Raw genomic sequence first — 16,519 nt, forward strand, 5'->3', positions numbered from 1 at the left:
CGGTCCGCGCAGCCGCCCCGATGCCGATGCACTGGCCCTGCGCGATCTGATGCGCGGTCTGGATGCCCCGCAGCGTGCTGCCCTGCGCGCCGTTCTGGGCCGGATGGAGGCCGGATACGGCAAGGCCATCGTGGCCTCGGGCGGGATTTCCCAGCTTTTGGCCGCCGACCGTTGGGGGCCGTTTGCCCGCCCCGTGCCCGACGCCGATCAGGCCTTGGCAGCCGCCCGAACGGGTGCCCGCGCACTGATTGATATCGGCAACCGTCCCTGGTGGGCCAAGCTTCTGGCCGATCCAGCGCTGAAGGTAATCGGGGCCATGCCCGATGACGCCCATGCCCGCCCTCGCGCCTTTGTGGTGTCGACGGAGACCAGCGGACCGACGGGCGATGACCGCACCTTCTGGGTCACGGACAGCCCCCTGCCCGATTTCGAGATTGCCGGTTTCATGTCGGGCCGCGGGCTGGCCGCGACCCTCATGGCCGAGGCCGGTGGCTTGATGCTCTTTACGCTCGGTGGCTATGTGCAAGCCGACGACGGGCGACTGGAAGGTGCCCCGGGCCAACTCAACGGCATCATCGGTGCCGCACCAGTATTCTGAACGAAAACATTCGAGGAAGCGTCATGACCGACCCACGCGCCAATGCGCCCACGCCCAAGCCGGGCATTATGGATATCGCCCCCTATGTGGGCGGCAAGGGTGCTCTGGACGGCATTGCCGAGCCGATGAAGCTGTCGTCGAACGAGAACCCGCTGGGCGCAGGCCCGAAGGCCCGCGAGGCCTTCTCTTCGGTTCTCGACAAGATCCACATCTATCCCGATGGCCGCGCCGACAAGCTGCGCGCCGCCGTGGCCGCCAAACACGGTCTGGAAGAGGATCGGCTGCTGTTCGGCAATGGCTCGGACGAAGTCTTTGCCCTGTTGAACCAGACCTATCTGACCGCAGGCGATAACATCGTCGCCAGCGAGTACGGCTTCCTGGCCTATCGCATCTCGGCCATGGGCTGCGAAGCGCAGGTCAAACTGGCCGCGGAACCGGAATACCGCACCGAGATCGACGGCCTGCTGGCCCAGGTCGACGAGCGCACCAAGATTGTCTACGTCTCCAACCCGTCGAACCCCATCGGCAGCTACAACACGGCCGAAGAGATCCGTCGCCTGCATGCGGCGCTGCCGTCAAATGTCATTCTGGTCGTGGATGAGGCCTACGCCGAATATGTTGTAGAGCCGGGATACGAGAGCGCCTTCGAATTGGCCCGTACCGCCAGCAACATTGTCGTGACGCGAACCTTCTCCAAGATTCACGGCCTGGGCGGTCTTCGCATCGGCTTCGGCTATTGCCCTGCCGCCATGATGGACGCGATGGACCGTATCCGCCTGCCGTTCAATGTCTCGGTACCGGGGATCGCCGCTGCCATCGCGGCCCTGAACGACGACGAGCACCAACAGGCTTCGCGCGATCTGGTGCTGGAATGGCGCCCGCGCCTGACCCAGATCATCAAGGGCTTCGGTTACGAGGTCTTCCCCTCGGTAGGGAACTTTATCCTCGTGCGCTTCAACTCGGTGGAGCAAGCCGGTGCAGCCAATGCCTGGCTGAACAGCAAGGGCATCATCGTTCGCGGCGTCGGCGGTTATGGCCTGCCGGACTGCCTGCGCATCACCATCGGCACCGCCGATCAGAACCGTGCGGTCGTCGACGCCCTGAGCGAGTTCGCCGCCCAATAAGGGCCAATACTGCCGACAGAAATAAAAACGCCGCGTCCCGAAAGGAACGCGGCGTTTTTTTGATCGATTGTGGATCAGCGCTCCAGCAGCGCGGTGGAGGCGGTTTCGATGGAGGCTTCCATCCGCTTCATGAACTCGCCGCGCTTCAGGCCAGCTTCGATCGGCGGCAGGAATTCAAACACCACCGTCCCAGGCTTGAAGCCCGTCACGCCCTTGGCAGGCCAATGCTGGCCCGAGTTGGTCGCGATCAGATAGCAGGCCGAATCCACGTCGCGGTAAATGGCCGCAACGCCCGGCTTATAGGTTCCCGCTGCGCCCGGCAGGGTGCGCGTCCCCTCGGGGAAGATCATGATCTGGCGACCGTCGGCCAGACGGGCCGTGGTGTGGGTGACCATGTCCTTGAGCGCCTTGGCGTGGGCTTCGCGGTCCACGGGGATCATCTTCGTCTTCCAGCAGAACCAGCCAAAGAAGGGCAGCGACATCAGCTCCTTCTTCAGGACAAAGCAGGGGTCATCCAGCACCGTGAACGGCACGACAACGTCCAGCATGGACTGGTGTTTGGCCGCGACAAGGCAGGCTCCGGTCGGGCGATGCTCCAGACCGCGCACCTCGACCTTGATGCCCGCGATCCAGCGCAGTCCGAACAGGACGATGTGCGCCCAGATCTTGATCACGCCCATGGCCGCCTTGTGGTTCATCAGCAAGGCGGGCGACAGGCCGATCGCGCACAGCGGCATGGACAGATAGAGCCACACCGAGAACAGCAGGGAGCGAATGAGGTTCATGGAGGATCAGCTCTCGGCAGAAACAGTTTGGGTATGGCCACCCGACGCCGCATTCAACGGTCGCTCCGGATGGAAACCGCGCAGCTTGTGCCACGCTTCGCGTCCGAGGACAGCGAGGTATTTCGAATATTCCAGCACCATGCGGCGGGCCGACTTTTCGGTCTGCCACCAGTCGGGGCTGTCCAGAGTCGGGGTCGCGACGGCATAGGGCACCATCACCACCCCCGGCAGGGCGCTGCGCACCTCAAGAAGGCTGCGCGGCATGTGGTAGTCGGACGTGACGACGATCAGACGCTTATAGTTGTTGCGGCGCGCCCATGCGGCGATCTCGCTGGCATTGCCGACCGTGTTCTCGGCCTCGAAACCCAGATCGACGCAGCAGTTGAACAGCTTGCTCGATCCCGGCGTCAGGTCGCGCAGCTCGCCACGGCGGACATCGCGGTTCACGCCCGAAATCAGCAGGCGATCACCCTTGTCCAGTTCCAACAGACGGATGGCCGCATTGACGCGCTCGGCCGACGGGCCGGTCAGGGCGACGATCGCGTCGGCCCGCTCGGGGTCCTGCGCGGGCGTGAAGTTCTGGACCCGCCCTGCAAAGACGAACAGGCCGGCCAGCCACATCAGGATGACGGCTGCTATGAGGGAGAGGAACTTCATGCACACTTTCTACCCACGACCCGACAGCTTCGCCAGCGCCGTCAGGCGCGCCGCCACCACCGCCGTCAAGGCAGCCAGCAGCGGACAGACGACAATGGCGACAAGATCGAGAAACCGCACCGGAAGCGCAGGCGTCACACCTGCCGTGCCCCCGACCAGACGCATGACCGCCATCGCCAGACCCGCGACCAGCGATCCACCCACACCGGAAACCAACGCCAGCTTGCCGAACCGCCCTTGGTACAGGCCCGCGACATGGCGGTCCGATGCGCCGTTCAGGCTAAGGGTTTCGATGATCTCGGCCTGAGCCTCCATGCCAGAGCGGGTGGCATAGGCGATCACCGCCGCCATGGCTCCGGCGATCAGAACAAAGGCCGCGATGGCCAATGCCGTCACAATACCTGCGGCGCGCTCTACCTCGCCGCGCCACAGGCTGTGGTCATCGACGGTGGCATCCAGCCCCGCCTCGGCCAAGGCACGGCTGAGGGTCGGTGCGCTGGCCGGGGCATCGGCGCTCAGACGCACCACGACCAGATAGGGCAAGGGCAGATCCGGCAGGACAGCCTCGCCCACCCATGGGGCCAGCAGCCGTTCCGACGCCTTGCGGTCCAGCGCATAGGCCTCTTCCACGCCTTTGACGCCGGACAGGGCCTCGGCGGCGCGGCCCGCCGCCGTGGGTCCGGTTTCGTCCACGCGCGGACGGACCTGAACCGTGGCCTCCCCACGCAGTTCTCGCGCCCAGCCATGTGCGGCGCGGTCCGCCGCCAGCGCGCCGATGGCCGCGAGGGAGGCCAGAAAACACAGCACCGCAATCACCGCCGCCAGCCACCGCTCGCCCGAGCGTTCGCGAGGCAGCAAGGGCCCGGGAACCGGCATGGGTTTGCGGATGACGTTGGACGGATTGTTCGCCGAAGCGCCGGACGGGCTCATTGCGGGGCCTCGGTTGCGGAAATCGGACGCGGATCAACCGCCGAAGGCGCAGGCGACGGGGCCAGCTGTTGCAAATAACCGTCTTCGAGCCGCAGCAGGCCCGCGCCATAACGCTGGGCCATATCCTCGTCGTGGGTCGCGATCAGTACCGTGGCCCCCAGCTTGTTCAGCGACTGGAACAGCCGCATCAGCTTTTCTCCCATTTCGCGATCGACACTGCCTGTCGGCTCATCGGCGATGATCAGACGCGGGCGGGTAATCACCGCGCGCGCGATAGCCAGGCGCTGTTTCTCACCGCCTGAAAGCGACGGCGGCAGGGCCTCGAACCGCCCGCCAAGCCCGACCCAGCGCAGCATCTCGGCCACGTCCTGCACATAGTCACGCGGACGCTCGCCGTTCAGGCGAAGCGGCAGGGCCACATTGTCGAAGGCCGACAGGTGGTCCAGCAGGCGAAACTCCTGAAACACCACGCCAATCCGCTTGCGCACCTGAGGTATCGCCGCGCGGGGGATGTTGGTCACGTCCTGTCCGAACAGGCTGATGCGGCCCGTATTGGCCCGCTCGCTCAGCGTCAGCAGGCGAAGCAGGGTCGACTTGCCCGCTCCGGAGGGTCCGGTAAGGAAATGGAAAGAGCCGCGAGGCAGAATAAGGTTAATGTCGCGCAGAACCGACGGTCGGCCTGAATAGCCGAACCCCAGGTTTCTGAGGCGCACGATATCGGCATCTTTATCTGGCGCGCTGGGGCGACGTTCGTGAACTGGCATAAGGTTTTTTCATTTTGGACCGGGGCGCGAGCGCCCTCGACAGGAGGAGGCGTGACGCCTCTTAGCCGCCGCCCATGATACTAACCTGCCCCGCCTGCGCCACCAGCTATTTTGTGCCGGATGATGCGATCGGCCCGTCGGGTCGCCGCGTACGATGCAAGTCGTGCGGCAATGACTGGCGCGCGGTCAATGAAGATGCCCCGCTAGTGCTGGATGAAGGCGTCGCCGTCGCCGCATCGCCCGGTTTCGGCCCCGCCTCTGCCGGCGAGTCCGCCACCGAAGACGACATCACCGAACAGCCGCTGACGCAGGCCTTCCGCGCCCGCGCCGAGCAAAAGCGCAAGGCCCAGCAGGCGATCCGCCAGGGTCTGGCCTGGGGTGTGCTGGCGATTGTGTTCATCACCGCCCTGCTCTCGGCCTATATCTGGCGCGACAGCATTGTCGAGCGCGCGCCCAAGCTGGCCTCCGTCTATTCGCTGTTCGGTATCGCCACCAATCCGGTCGGGCTGGACTTTGAAGCCCAGACCACAGGCTTTGCCCGCAATGACGTCAGCCAGATCTATGTCGCTGGTGCGCTTCGCAACCTGCGCGACCGCGAGATCGTGCCGCCGCCGATCCGCATCGACCTGTTTGACCAGTCCGGTGCCCAGTACAATCACCACATCCTGAGGCTGGAGACGGCGCCTGTGCTTCCGGGCGGTGTTCAGGGCTTTGCGGTCATCCTGCCCAACACCGATGGCCGCTTTGCCTTCGCCCGCTATAGCTTCGTGCTGGGCGAGGACGAAAAGCCGACGGCCCGCGCCGCCGCCCCTGCCCGCGCTCCGGCAAAGAGCGAGGATCAACCGGTTCCGGCCAAGGCCGCCGTCGCGACCGCCAAATCGGCGCAAGCGCCCAAGCCAACAGCCGCCCCCGAAGCGGCTGCGCCCAAGGGTCAGGCCATGTCCGCCCTGGGTGCCGATGGCCTGCGACGGATCGAACTGGTCGATAGCGACCCGCGAAACGGCTAATCCGGCCTCGACTCACAAGGGGATGAGGGAGTATCCGCTAGTTTCATGGCCGACAATTCTTCCCCCGCCCCGACCGTCCTGCTGCCACACGCCGAGATCGAGCGCATCAACGCCGAACTGGCCAAGAAGATCGCTCCGGTGATCGATGATGAGACGGTCGCCGCAGTCTTGCTGACCGGGGGGCTGTGGTTCGGCTCCGACCTGACCCGCGCCCTCTATCGCGAAGGCCGCAACGTCAAATTCGATGCGGTGTGGATGTCGTCCTACGGCGACGAGCAACAGAGCCGTGGTAAGGTCACGGTCCGCGCCCCCTTCCAGCGCTCCATGGAAGGCAAGACGGTCCTGCTGATCGATGATGTTCTGGACAGCGGCCTGTCGCTGATCGAGGCCGTCCGCATTACCAAGGAAGCCGGAGCCGCCCGCGTTCTGACCTGCGTCTTCGCCCGCAAGCCCTGCGCTCATGAGCGGATCGAGCCGGACTTTGTCGGTTGGGAAGCGCCCGCACGTTTCCTTGTCGGCTATGGACTGGACCATCAGGGCGGCATGCGCGGCCTGCCCGATATCTGCGCTCTCGACTAAGAAAAAGGCCCCTCGAATGAGGGGCCTTTTTCTTAGGTCTTACAGCCAGCCGGCGATCGGCTCTCTGGCGAAGATGTCGTCATAGGTCGGGCGGGGTTTGATCACCGCCCACTTGTCACCGTCGACCAGAACCTCGGCGGCCATCGGGCGGGTATTGTATTCACTGCCCATCACCGCGCCATAGGCACCGGCGGACATAAAGACCACCAGATCACCGGCCTTCAGCGGTGCCAGCTCGCGGTCGCGAGCAAAGGTGTCGCCCGTCTCGCAGACCGGTCCCACAATGTCGTGCGGCAAGGATGCGCCCTCTACCGGACGGACGGGCTTCACGTCATGAAAGGCGTCATAGAGAGCCGGACGCATCAGGTCGTTCATGGCCGCATCCAGCACCAGGAAGCGGCGACCGTCGGTGCGCTCGTTCACATGCACCACACGGCTCAGCAGCACGCCCGCATTGGCCGCCATCAGGCGTCCCGGCTCGAACGCGGCTTCGACACCAAGGCCAGCCAGTACGCCAGCCACCATGGCCATATAGGCCGATGGCGGCGGGGTATCGGTCTCACCGTAATAGGGCACGCCAAGACCACCGCCCAGATCAAGACGGGTCACAGTCATACCGCGCTCGCGTAGGGTCTCGGCCATACCCCGTATAACCTTGAAGGCAGCCTCCATCGGGGCGAGGTCCGTAATCTGGCTGCCGATATGGCAGGCCAGACCGACCGGATTCACATGCTCCGAGTTGGACGCCACCGCATAGAGGTCCAACGCCTCTTCAACCGGAACGCCGAACTTGTCGCCCGCGCCGCCCGTGGTGATCTTGGCATGGCCGCCCGCGCCGATCTTGGGGTTTACGCGGATGGCGATATCGGGCTTGGCACCGAGACTTTGCGCCACCGCGATCAGACGCTCCAGTTCGTTCGAGCTTTCGACATTGATCTGGCGGACGCCCTCGCGGATGGCAAAGGCCAGTTCGCTGTCGGTCTTGCCCACACCCGAGAAGATGATCTTGGACGCCGGAATGCCTGCCTTCAGTGCGCGGCGGATCTCGCCCTCCGACACCGTATCGGCACCGCAGCCCATGCTGCCCAGAACCTTGAGGACCGAGAGGTTGGAGTTGGCCTTGACCGCAAAGGCGATCAGGGCGTCGCCCAGCGCGTCCTTATGGGCGTCGCAGGCTTCGCGCATCAGGCCATAGTGGCGGCGCAGGGTGGCGGCGGAATAGACATAGGTGGGCGTGCCCACCTGTTCGGCCACAGCTTCCAGATTGACGCCCTCGGCATGGAGGACGCCATCCTTGATCTCGAAATAATGCACGCCGCCCCCTCAGGTGGCTGAAGTTACTGGTACGGGCGACGGCCCGTCGGGTCAGAGACGCCCTCGATCGGGTTCTGGCTCGAAGGGCCAGCGACCGTGGCCGGATCGCGGTTGCGGTCGGTCCAACGCGAGTTGTTGGTCGGACGCGCACCCGGCGCTTCCAGATCCGCCATCTTGCCGCACGCCGAGACGGTCATAGCAGCCAGTGCAGCCGCACCGAGGATCAGGGTCTTTTTCACGGACAGGTTGGCAGTCACAGGCGTTGTCTCCAGTCGGCGATACGGGCGCGGACCTGATCCGGTGCCGTGCCGCCATAGGACTGGCGGCTGGCGCAGGAGGCCTGCGGGGTCAGGACAGCATAGACACCCTCATGGATGCGCTCGTCCAGAGACTTCAGTTCTTCAATCGGCAGTTGGCCGAGATCAAGGCCCAGCTGCTCGGCACGCTTCACGGCGGCACCGGTGACGTGGTGGGCCTGACGGAACGGCAGGTTCAGTTCGCGCACCAGCCAGTCGGCAAGGTCGGTCGCGGTCGAGAAACCGGCACCGGCGGCGGCCGCCATCTTCTCGGTGTTCGGACGGAAGGCGCTGATCATGGCGGTCATCGAGGTGATAGCCAGATCAAGGGCGTCGAACGCTTCGAACACCGGCGGCTTGTCTTCCTGCATGTCCTTCGAATAGGCCAGCGGCAGGCCCTTCATGACGGTCGTCAGGGCGATCAGGGCGCCGTTGATGCGGCCCGTCTTGGCGCGGACCAGTTCGGCCGCGTCGGGGTTGCGCTTCTGCGGCATGATCGACGATCCGGTCGTCAGATCGTCCGGCAGGGTGATGAAGCCGAACATCGGCGTCATCCACACCACGATCTCTTCGGCCAGACGCGACAGGTGGCCTGCGGCGATCGATGCGGCGGCAAGGCTTTCCAGCGCGAAGTCACGGTCCGACACGGCATCCAGCGAGTTGCCCATCGGGCGGTCGAAGCCGAGGGCCTCGGCGGTGGCATGACGGTCGATCGGGAACGGCGAGCCAGCCAGAGCCGCGGCACCCAGCGGGTTTTCGTTCATGCGCTTGCGGGCGTCGGCAAAGCGCGAGGCGTCGCGGCCGAACATCTCAACATAGGCCATCAGGTGGTGGCCCAGCGTGACCGGCTGTGCGGTCTGAAGGTGGGTGAAGCCCGGCATCAGGTCGCCCGCGTGCTGTTCGGCACGGTCCAGTAGGGCGCGTTGCAGGTCTTTCAGTTGTTCGATGGTACGGTCGGCAGCATCACGGACCCAGAGGCGGAAGTCGGTCGCCACCTGGTCGTTGCGCGAACGGGCGGTGTGCAGACGGCCCGACGGCTCGCCGATCAGCTCCGACAGGCGGGCCTCGACGTTCATGTGGATGTCTTCATAGGCATCGCGGAACGGGAAGGTGCCGTCCTTGATCTCGCCCTCGATCACATCCAGACCGCCCAGAATGGCGTCGGCGTCGGCCTGCTGGATGATGCCCTGTTTGGCCAGCATGCGGCAGTGCGCGCGCGATCCGGCGAGGTCCTGCGCCCACAGACGTTTATCAACGCCGATGGAGACGTTAATAGCCTGCATGATGTCGGCAGGTTTGGCGCTGAAGCGGCCGCCCCACATGGACTGGCTTTGAGGCTTGGCGGAGGACGTATCGGACATGAGCGGCTCTAAACGGACTATGGCGATCGGGGTTGTGATCGTGGCCCTGATCGCGGCGATCGCGGGCGCAGGGGTGCTATACGTCAAAGCAGGCGACGGGAGCAAAGGTTCTGATGCCGGTTCGGCGGAAAGTTCGACCCTGTCGGCCTATGCGACGGGAGCGCTGGAAGGTCTGATCCTGCCCGAACCGGTGGCGGCCCCTGATCTTCCGTTCGTGGATGCCGATGGCAAGGAACGCCACTTCACCGACTTTGAGGGCAAGGTCACGGTCGTGAACCTGTGGGCGACATGGTGTGCGCCCTGCAAGATCGAGATGCCGACACTGGCGGCACTGGCCAAGCGCTATGAGGCCGACCGCGATGTCGCCATCGTGGTGGTCAGCATGGACACCGACCGTGCGCAGGACGCGGCCAAGGCCTTCATCGCCGAGCATGCTCCGCTGGCCTATTACGCCGATCCGAAATTCCGCATGGCCTTCGAATTCCCCGGCAAGGGCGCTATGCCCCAGACCGTCATTCTGGACCGCAAGGGTCAGGTGCGTGCCGTAAAGGTGGGCGAGGCCGACTGGAACGGGCCCGAAGCGGTCGCCCTGATCGAGGCCCTGCGCAAAGAATAGGGGCCGCCCTTTCGAGCGGCCCCCTTATGCTTTTGGCTTCAAGCCTAGAGGCTTAGTTGCCTTCCAGCTTGGCGCGGGCGTCGCCAGCGGCCTTTTCGGTGGCGGCGGCAGTGGCCACAGCGCCGTCCTTGACGGCTTCGCCAGCCTTGTCGGCAGCGTTGGAGGTGGCGGCAGCCACGTCGCTAGCAGCAGCGGTGGTGGCGTCAGCAGCGCTGTCTACAGCGGTGGCAGCGGCGTCACCGGCGTGAGCGGCGGCGTCTTGAGCGTCGGCAGCAGCGGCGTTGGCGTCAGCAGCGGCCTTGTCCTGTTCGGCTTGGGTGCAGGCGGCAGCGCCCAGAGCCAGTACAGCAGCGGCCACAACGGTGATCGAACGAATACGCATGGGATTTCCCCCTTCGTGAGATAAGCCCGCAAGCCGGGCCGATGGTGATAACGCGTTTGTGAACGGGCGGTTGCAACTCAAAATAATGTGGGTTGCGTAACGCTGTTTTGCTGATCTTTCCGGCTCGGTCTGGGGGCCGGTGTCGCCGTCAGGGTTCCGGCCTTTGGCGGCTTCAGGATCAACTCCGATGATGCCCTGTCAAACAGCCAGTCGGCCCAGTGATCGGCTGGCAGAGGCATGACCCCGCGTGTGTGGAAGGGCGCGACATCCGGCCCCGGCTCGGCGGTCAGCAGGGAAAAGCGCAGGTCTTCGCCCGTGGCCCGCCACAGGGCCGCGAGCATCAGCGGCGCATTGTCGGGCGCATGCAGCCGCCAGCGGGTCTTGGGCGTGGCATCGCCCGTGAACTCATAAAATCCGGACACGGGGATCAGGGCGCGGCCACTGGCTCCCTTATTGGTGAAGTGGCGGCCTTCGGTGCGGAAGTTGATGACCGGCCCGCCCTTCTTGCCATCGGCGCGGACGGGCGCGTCAAAGCCGAACCCCGCCATCACCCCTTCGGCGCTATCGCCCTCACCCGCCCTGACCAAAAGGGTGCTGTTGGTCGGGCGCACCTCCTCGCGCGGCTCCAGATTGGGGATACCGCCACGGAACACCAGACCGATCCCGACCTCCGAAAAAGTCTCGACCAGCTGCGTCACCGAAAACTTGGCTTCAAACGGGGCGCACATACCGCACAGCGTTATGCGGATTACTTCAGAGCGCAAGCTGCGCGGACGACCAAGAAAAAGGGCGGCTCTGGGAGCCGCCCTTTCTGGTTAGTGGACTTGGGGTTTGCCGATTTGGAGGCCGTCTTCGCTGGCCGAGACGTGGACCACCGAGCCGTCGGTGAACTCGCCTGCCAGCAGCTTGCGGGCCATCGGGTCGACCAGTTGTTTCTGGATGACGCGTTTCAGCGGGCGGGCGCCGTAGACGGGGTCGTACCCCTTGTCGGCGAGCCAGTTGAGGGCGCTGTCGTCCAGGGCGAGCGTCAGGCGGCGCTCGTTCATGAGAGCCTCGAGGCGTTTCAGCTGGATGCGGACGATGCCGCCCATCTGTTCGCGGCCAAGGCGTTTGAACAGGATGATCTCGTCGATCCGGTTCAGGAACTCGGGCCGGAAGTGGCTGCGGACCACCTCCATCACCGGCTCGCGCACGGCCTCGACATCATCGCCCTCGGCCTGACCGGCGAGGAACTCCGACCCCATGTTGGAGGTCATGATGATGAGGGTGTTCTTGAAGTCGATGGTGCGGCCCTGACCATCGGTCAGGCGGCCGTCGTCCAGCACCTGAAGCAGGATGTTGAAGACGTCCGGGTGGGCCTTTTCGACCTCGTCGAACAGGACGACCTGATAGGGGCGACGGCGCACGGCCTCGGTCAGGGCACCGCCCTCATCATAGCCGACATAGCCCGGAGGGGCACCGATCAGACGGCTGACCGAGTGTTTCTCCATGTATTCGGACATGTCGATGCGGGTGATGGCGCTGTCGTCGTCGAACAGGAACTCGGCCAGAGCCTTGGTCAGCTCGGTCTTGCCCACGCCCGTCGGGCCAAGGAAGAGGAAGGAGCCGATCGGCTTGTTCGGGTCATTCAGGCCCGCACGCGCACGGCGCACGGCATCGGAGACGGCCTCCAGCGCATCGTCCTGACCCACGACGCGGGCGCGTAGGGCGTCCTCCATCGAGAGCAGTTTCTCGCGCTCGCCTTCCAGCATCTTATCGACCGGAACGCCCGTCCAGCGGGAGACGACGGCGGCGATCTGTTCGGCATCGACCACCTCGGCGGCGAGGCTCGAGGCCTTTTCTTCCTCATTGGCCTGAGCCTCTTCCAACTGGCGTTCCAGTTGCGGGATCTGGCCGTAGGCGATTTCGGACGCACGGGCGAGGTCGCCCGAACGCTGGGCGTTGGTCAGTTCCAGACGCAGGCGATCCAGCGTCTCGCGCAGTTGGGCCGATTGGCCGACCTTGTCCTTGGCGGCGCGCCATTGGGCGGTCATGTCCTCGGACTGGGCTTCCAGATCGGCAATCTCGTCCTCGAGTTTTTCGAGGCGAAGGCGCGAGGCGTCGTCGTCCTCCTTCTTGAGGGCTTCGCGCTCGATCTTCAGCTGGACAAGGCGGCGGTCGATCTCATCCAAAGCCTCGGGCTTGGAGTCCACGGCCATGCGGACGCGCGACGCGGCTTCGTCGACAAGGTCGATGGCCTTGTCCGGCAGGAAGCGGTCGGTGATGTAGCGGTTCGACAGGGTCGCGGCGGCCACGATGGCGCTGTCCGAAATACGGACGCCGTGGTGGACCTCGTACTTCTCTTTCAGGCCGCGCAGGATGGAGACGGTGTCCTCGACCGTCGGCTCCTCGACCATGACCGGCTGGAAGCGGCGGGCAAGGGCGGCGTCCTTTTCGATGTATTTGCGGTACTCATCCAGAGTGGTCGCGCCGACGCAGTGCAGCTCGCCACGGGCCAGAGCCGGTTTCAGCAGGTTAGACGCATCCATCGCGCCGTCGGATTTGCCCGCACCGACAAGGGTGTGCATCTCGTCGATGAAGAGGACGATCTGTCCCTCGGCGGCAGCGACCTCGTTGAGGACAGCCTTCAGGCGTTCCTCGAACTCGCCACGGTATTTGGCGCCGGCGATCAGCGCGCCCATGTCGAGCGCGAGGACCTTTTTGTCCTTCAGGCTTTCAGGCACGTCGCCGTTGACGATGCGCAGGGCCAATCCCTCGACGATGGCGGTCTTGCCAACGCCGGGTTCACCGATCAGCACGGGGTTGTTCTTGGTGCGGCGGGCCAGCACCTGAATGGTGCGGCGGATTTCCTCGTCGCGGCCGATGACCGGATCGACCTTGCCGTCGGCGGCAGCCAGCGTCAGGTCGCGGGCATAGCGTTTGAGGGCGTCATAGCCGTCTTCGGCCGAGGCCGAGTCAGCCGTCTTGCCCTTTCGCATGTCGGCGATGGCGGCATCCATCTTATCAGGGGTCACGCCGACGCCGCGCAGGATGTTGGCGGCCACGCCGCCCTCGCGGGCCAGTGCGGCCAGCAGGCGCTCGGTCGTGACGAAGGCATCGCCGGATTGCTTGGCCGCATCCTCGGCAGCAGCGAACACGCGGGCGGTGTCGCCATCCATATAAAGCTGGCCGGAGCCGCCCGAGACCTGCGGGCGCTTCTTCAGCGCGGTTTCGATGTCGGAGACGGCCTTGGCGGCGTCACCACCGGCCTGTGTGATCAGATTGCGGGCCAGACCATCGCGCTCTTCCAGCAGGACCTTGAGCAGGTGCTCGGGCACGAAATGCTGGTGGCGGCGGGCAAGGGCCAGCGACTGGGCCGACTGGATCGCCTGTTTGGCGCGGTCGGAGTATTGTTCAATGTTCATTCTGGGCATCCCCTATGAGGCGGATTGAAGGGCCGCGCCCCGCGTCTGCAGCGACGCGGCCCCGATCACTCTCAGTTGGGAAAGCCGTTGTTTTTCCGCAAGGGGATTTCTCTGAATTCAGAGGGGCCTATCGCGCGTTGCGCTACTTGAGGCTTGCTCGTTCAAACTGGGCCTATCGCGCTTCGCGCTACTTGAGGCCCGCTCGTTCAAAGTGGGCCTACCGCGCTTCGCGCTACTTGAGGCCATTGGAAAACAGCCTTCGATTAGCCGCCGGTCGGGCCGGTCGAGAAGTCGAACTGTTCCGGCTGGCGGCGCGGGCTGGAGCCGAACTGCCAGCTGAGACCGACGTAGAAGGCGCGCAGGTTGATGTGCTGGTCGTTGAACTCGCTGAACTGCGGCGTCTCGTAGCGGGTGGTATTCTTGAAGCTGTTGAACAGGTCGCGGCCCGTGACATTCAGCGACAGCTTGTCGGTCAGCTTGCGGCGGTAGCCGAGGTTGACCATGCCGCCCGCCTCGCGGGTCCCCTGCGCCAGCAGGCTTTCGCCCTGCCAGAAGCCCGTCAGCTGGATGAAGTCCTTGTCGGTCGGCTGCCAGTTCAGGCTGAGACGGCCCGAGACCATGTCGCCCGAGCGGTCGCCACCGCCGACGATACCGCCCGCGTCGATCTCCTGATGGAAGACGTTGACGGCGGCGTTGTAGCGCAGGGTCGAGTGCAGGCGGCCCGCAGCCGTCAGCTCGATACCGGTGTCGGTGCGGCCGCCCAGATTTTCAGGACGGGTCAGCAGGATGCCGTCCTCGATCTGGGTGGCGACGTCGGTGAAGGCCTTATCGGTGTCGCGGTAATAGAGGGTGGCCTGATAGAAGTTCTGGCCCTTGCGGACCTGCCACAGGGCTTCGAACGCATCGGTTTCCTGCGGGCGCAGGTTCGGGTTGCCCGAGGTGCGATACAGCGGGCTTTGATACGACACGAACGGGTTTAGCTGGGTCAGCTGCGGGCGCTGGATGCGGCGCGAATAGCTGGCGCGCAGGGTCTGGGTTTCAGACAGCTGGTATTGCAGGTGGCCCGTCGGATAGGCGCGGAAATAGTCCTGCTCGGCTGACAGGCCGCCGGTCAGGTCGTTCACCTTGATATCGGCCTGTTCCAGACGCAGGCCCGCCTGTGCCGACAGCTTCTGGGTCAGCGGGCGCTCATAGGTGGTGTAGAGGGCGTGGACGGTCTGACTGCCTTCGAAGCGGTTGCTCAGACCCGGCACGAGGACCAGACCCTCTTCGGTCGCGCCGCGCAGGAAGGTGGTTTCGTTTTCCGGCTCGGTGCGATTGAACTCATAGCCGACACGCAGGCGCTGGTCCTCACCCATGGGCAGGACATAGGCGCTGGTGAAACCCCAGTTAGTGGTGGAGTTGTCATTGCCGAAACGCTCATAGCGGCGCGGGCCTGCCGGCGTGGTGAAATTGTTTTCCAGCAGGAAGTCGGTGTCGTTGTCGAAACGGCCATAGCGCAGCTCGTTCGACCACTCGTGGCCCTCTTCATTGAAGCGGTGCACGACGCGGCCCGTAGCGTTGAGATGGGCCATGTCCATGCCGCCCTCGTTACGCAGGTTATAGGCGCTGGTCAGGACGCCATTGCCGTCGCGCACTTCATAGAAGCTGGTGTTCTCGGGATCGATCTTGAACGCCATGGCGCTGATTTCCGCCGAGACGGTCGTGCGGTCGGTCAGCTTGTATTCGGCGCTGGCGCGACCAAAGCCGCCGCGCTGGCTGGTGTCGGAATCCTGATAGACGCGAGTGGTACTGGTGACGTTGCCGTCAGCATCCAGCGCCTCGCGCAGCGACGGGAATTCGAAATCATTGGCGTCGTAGCGGTAGCTGAGGTCGCCCGCCAGCGTCAGCTTGTCCTTCTGGCGCGAGCCACTGATGCCGGCATTCCAGCGACCATTGTCGCCGACGTTGACGCGTACCGATCCCGTGGTCTGGACGCCCGGACGCGGGGCCGTCGGCTTGGTGATCAGGTTGATCACGCCGCCGCCGCCTTCGGGCGTATAGGCCGCCGACGGATTGGTCATGACCTCGATACGGGCATATTGGTCCGCCGGAATCTGAAGCACGGCCTGACCACGGCTTTCGCCGTTGAAGATGGGCGACGGACGGCCATCGACCAGAATGGTCACGCCCGAGTTGCCGCGTAGCGAGACATTGCCCTGAGGATCGACATCGACCGACGGCACGTTGCGGAGCGCATCGGCCAGCGAGCCGGTCGTCGCCTGAAGGTCGTTGGCGAGGCTGTAGCTGATGGAATCGATAGAGGTGCGGATACCGTCGGTGCGGGCGCTGACCACCACTTCCTCGACCTGGGTGGTGTCTTCAGGTTCGGGGGTATCGGTCGGGGCAGAGGCTTGGGGCTTTTCCTGAGAGACGGAAGGCGTCGCTTGGGACTGGGCGGAAGCGCCCGACGCGAATGCAGCGAAGGCCGCGCCGGTGAGCAAGGCAAGTTTCAAACGGGACATCACATCTATCTCTGGCAAAGGGGGCCAGCCCGTCTAACAAGGTCTCTTTGCGGTCTAAAGTTAACAATGAGAAATAAATGCACTCCTACCAATTATTACAGATGATTTATTTTTCAAATACATCCGCCAGTAGTATAAATATTGAATAGATTATCGGTAACCATTTCAACAAAAACCAGAAATTATCTACCCAGACAA

16 protein-coding genes are annotated in these 16,519 nt (G+C 64.4%); 5 read left to right on the top strand and 11 right to left on the bottom strand.

Going from position 1 to position 16,519, the window contains the following annotated elements; genetic code table 11:
* A partial coding sequence (locus Q0Y42_RS09995; RefSeq protein WP_297803226.1) for a hypothetical protein occupies positions 1-598 on the top strand: 598 nt, incomplete at its 5' end.
* Between the two features lie 23 nt (positions 599-621).
* Positions 622-1,722, top strand: a complete 1,101-nt coding sequence (hisC, locus tag Q0Y42_RS10000) for a histidinol-phosphate transaminase (RefSeq protein WP_297803229.1) — start codon at positions 622-624, stop codon at positions 1,720-1,722.
* Positions 1,723-1,796: 74 nt separating this feature from the next.
* Here the strand turns inward: hisC and Q0Y42_RS10005 are convergent, their stop codons facing one another.
* From Q0Y42_RS10005 to Q0Y42_RS10020, 4 genes are read right to left on the bottom strand one after another with little or no spacing between them, the layout of a single operon-like run.
* Positions 1,797-2,507, bottom strand: coding sequence for a lysophospholipid acyltransferase family protein (locus tag Q0Y42_RS10005; protein ID WP_297803232.1), 711 nt, complete (start codon positions 2,505-2,507; stop codon positions 1,797-1,799).
* 6 nt (positions 2,508-2,513) lie between these two features.
* Positions 2,514-3,164, bottom strand: coding sequence for a YdcF family protein (locus tag Q0Y42_RS10010; protein WP_297803234.1), 651 nt, complete (start codon positions 3,162-3,164; stop codon positions 2,514-2,516).
* Between the two features lie 9 nt (positions 3,165-3,173).
* Positions 3,174-4,094, bottom strand: coding sequence for an ABC transporter permease (locus Q0Y42_RS10015; RefSeq protein ID WP_366108313.1), 921 nt, complete (start codon positions 4,092-4,094; stop codon positions 3,174-3,176).
* A complete protein-coding gene (locus tag Q0Y42_RS10020; protein WP_297803237.1) occupies positions 4,091-4,807 on the bottom strand; it encodes an ATP-binding cassette domain-containing protein in 717 nt (238 codons plus the stop codon). Before Q0Y42_RS10020 ends, Q0Y42_RS10015 begins: the two co-directional genes overlap by 4 nt.
* Before the next feature lie 125 nt (positions 4,808-4,932).
* Here Q0Y42_RS10020 and Q0Y42_RS10025 point away from each other — a divergent pair, with 125 nt between their 5' ends.
* Together Q0Y42_RS10025 and Q0Y42_RS10030 are read left to right on the top strand one after the other, a co-directional pair.
* On the top strand, positions 4,933-5,865 hold the full coding sequence (locus Q0Y42_RS10025; protein WP_297803240.1) for an MJ0042-type zinc finger domain-containing protein: 933 nt from the start codon (positions 4,933-4,935) through the stop codon (positions 5,863-5,865).
* A 45-nt stretch (positions 5,866-5,910) separates the two neighbouring features.
* Positions 5,911-6,444, top strand: coding sequence for a phosphoribosyltransferase family protein (locus Q0Y42_RS10030; RefSeq protein WP_297803243.1), 534 nt, complete (start codon positions 5,911-5,913; stop codon positions 6,442-6,444).
* A 39-nt stretch (positions 6,445-6,483) separates the two neighbouring features.
* On the opposite strand, the gene lysA is transcribed toward Q0Y42_RS10030, so the two are convergent.
* Genes lysA through argH form a run of 3 tightly spaced genes read right to left on the bottom strand, consistent with a single transcriptional unit; the run spans position 6,484 to position 9,376 of the window.
* Complete coding sequence (gene lysA / locus Q0Y42_RS10035) at positions 6,484-7,758, bottom strand: diaminopimelate decarboxylase (RefSeq protein WP_297803245.1); 1,275 nt, start codon at positions 7,756-7,758, stop codon at positions 6,484-6,486.
* 23 nt (positions 7,759-7,781) lie between these two features.
* Entirely contained in the window at positions 7,782-8,015 is a 234-nt protein-coding gene (locus Q0Y42_RS10040; protein WP_297803247.1) for a hypothetical protein, read from the bottom strand.
* On the bottom strand, positions 8,012-9,376 hold the full coding sequence (gene argH, locus Q0Y42_RS10045; RefSeq protein WP_297803291.1) for an argininosuccinate lyase: 1,365 nt from the start codon (positions 9,374-9,376) through the stop codon (positions 8,012-8,014). The genes Q0Y42_RS10040 and argH overlap by 4 nt, the downstream gene beginning before the upstream one ends.
* 37 nt (positions 9,377-9,413) lie before the next feature.
* On the opposite strand from argH, the gene Q0Y42_RS10050 reads away from it, so the two are divergent.
* Positions 9,414-10,031 carry a TlpA disulfide reductase family protein gene (locus Q0Y42_RS10050; RefSeq protein WP_297803249.1) on the top strand — a complete coding sequence of 206 codons (618 nt, stop codon included), beginning with the start codon at positions 9,414-9,416 and terminating at the stop codon, positions 10,029-10,031.
* Between the two features lie 52 nt (positions 10,032-10,083).
* Here the strand turns inward: Q0Y42_RS10050 and Q0Y42_RS10055 are convergent, their stop codons facing one another.
* The 4 genes from Q0Y42_RS10055 to Q0Y42_RS10070 form a co-directional block, all read right to left on the bottom strand.
* Positions 10,084-10,413 (bottom strand): hypothetical protein, encoded by a 330-nt coding sequence (locus Q0Y42_RS10055; RefSeq protein WP_297803251.1) that lies wholly within the window; start codon positions 10,411-10,413, stop codon positions 10,084-10,086.
* Positions 10,414-10,490: 77 nt separating this feature from the next.
* Positions 10,491-11,141, bottom strand: coding sequence for an SOS response-associated peptidase family protein (locus Q0Y42_RS10060; RefSeq protein WP_297803253.1), 651 nt, complete (start codon positions 11,139-11,141; stop codon positions 10,491-10,493).
* A gap of 87 nt (positions 11,142-11,228) precedes the next feature.
* Entirely contained in the window at positions 11,229-13,817 is a 2,589-nt protein-coding gene (clpB, locus tag Q0Y42_RS10065; protein WP_297803255.1) for an ATP-dependent chaperone ClpB, read from the bottom strand.
* Between the two features lie 263 nt (positions 13,818-14,080).
* Positions 14,081-16,321, bottom strand: coding sequence for a TonB-dependent receptor (locus tag Q0Y42_RS10070; protein ID WP_297803257.1), 2,241 nt, complete (start codon positions 16,319-16,321; stop codon positions 14,081-14,083).
* Positions 16,322-16,519 lie beyond the last annotated feature (198 nt).

Origin of the sequence: uncultured Brevundimonas sp., assembly GCF_947305955.1 — a bacterium.
Taxonomy (GTDB): Bacteria; Pseudomonadota; Alphaproteobacteria; order Caulobacterales; family Caulobacteraceae; genus Brevundimonas.

Excerpts from the sequence above, each read along its gene's own strand:
- Q0Y42_RS10015 (WP_366108313.1), bottom strand. The coding sequence starts at position 4,094 with ATGAGCCCGTCCGGCGCTTCGGCGAACAATCCGTCCAACGTCATCCGC.
- Q0Y42_RS10060 (WP_297803253.1), bottom strand. The coding sequence starts at position 11,141 with ATGTGCGCCCCGTTTGAAGCCAAGTTTTCGGTGACGCAGCTGGTCGAG.
- Q0Y42_RS10055 (WP_297803251.1), bottom strand. The coding sequence starts at position 10,413 with ATGCGTATTCGTTCGATCACCGTTGTGGCCGCTGCTGTACTGGCTCTG.
- Q0Y42_RS10005 (WP_297803232.1), bottom strand. The coding sequence starts at position 2,507 with ATGAACCTCATTCGCTCCCTGCTGTTCTCGGTGTGGCTCTATCTGTCC.
- Q0Y42_RS10010 (WP_297803234.1), bottom strand. The coding sequence starts at position 3,164 with ATGAAGTTCCTCTCCCTCATAGCAGCCGTCATCCTGATGTGGCTGGCC.
- argH (WP_297803291.1), bottom strand. The coding sequence starts at position 9,376 with ATGTGGGGCGGCCGCTTCAGCGCCAAACCTGCCGACATCATGCAGGCT.
- Q0Y42_RS10070 (WP_297803257.1), bottom strand. The coding sequence starts at position 16,321 with ATGTCCCGTTTGAAACTTGCCTTGCTCACCGGCGCGGCCTTCGCTGCA.
- clpB (WP_297803255.1), bottom strand. The coding sequence starts at position 13,817 with ATGAACATTGAACAATACTCCGACCGCGCCAAACAGGCGATCCAGTCG.
- Q0Y42_RS10025 (WP_297803240.1), top strand. The coding sequence starts at position 4,933 with ATGATACTAACCTGCCCCGCCTGCGCCACCAGCTATTTTGTGCCGGAT.
- hisC (WP_297803229.1), top strand. The coding sequence starts at position 622 with ATGACCGACCCACGCGCCAATGCGCCCACGCCCAAGCCGGGCATTATG.
- Q0Y42_RS10050 (WP_297803249.1), top strand. The coding sequence starts at position 9,414 with ATGAGCGGCTCTAAACGGACTATGGCGATCGGGGTTGTGATCGTGGCC.
- Q0Y42_RS10030 (WP_297803243.1), top strand. The coding sequence starts at position 5,911 with ATGGCCGACAATTCTTCCCCCGCCCCGACCGTCCTGCTGCCACACGCC.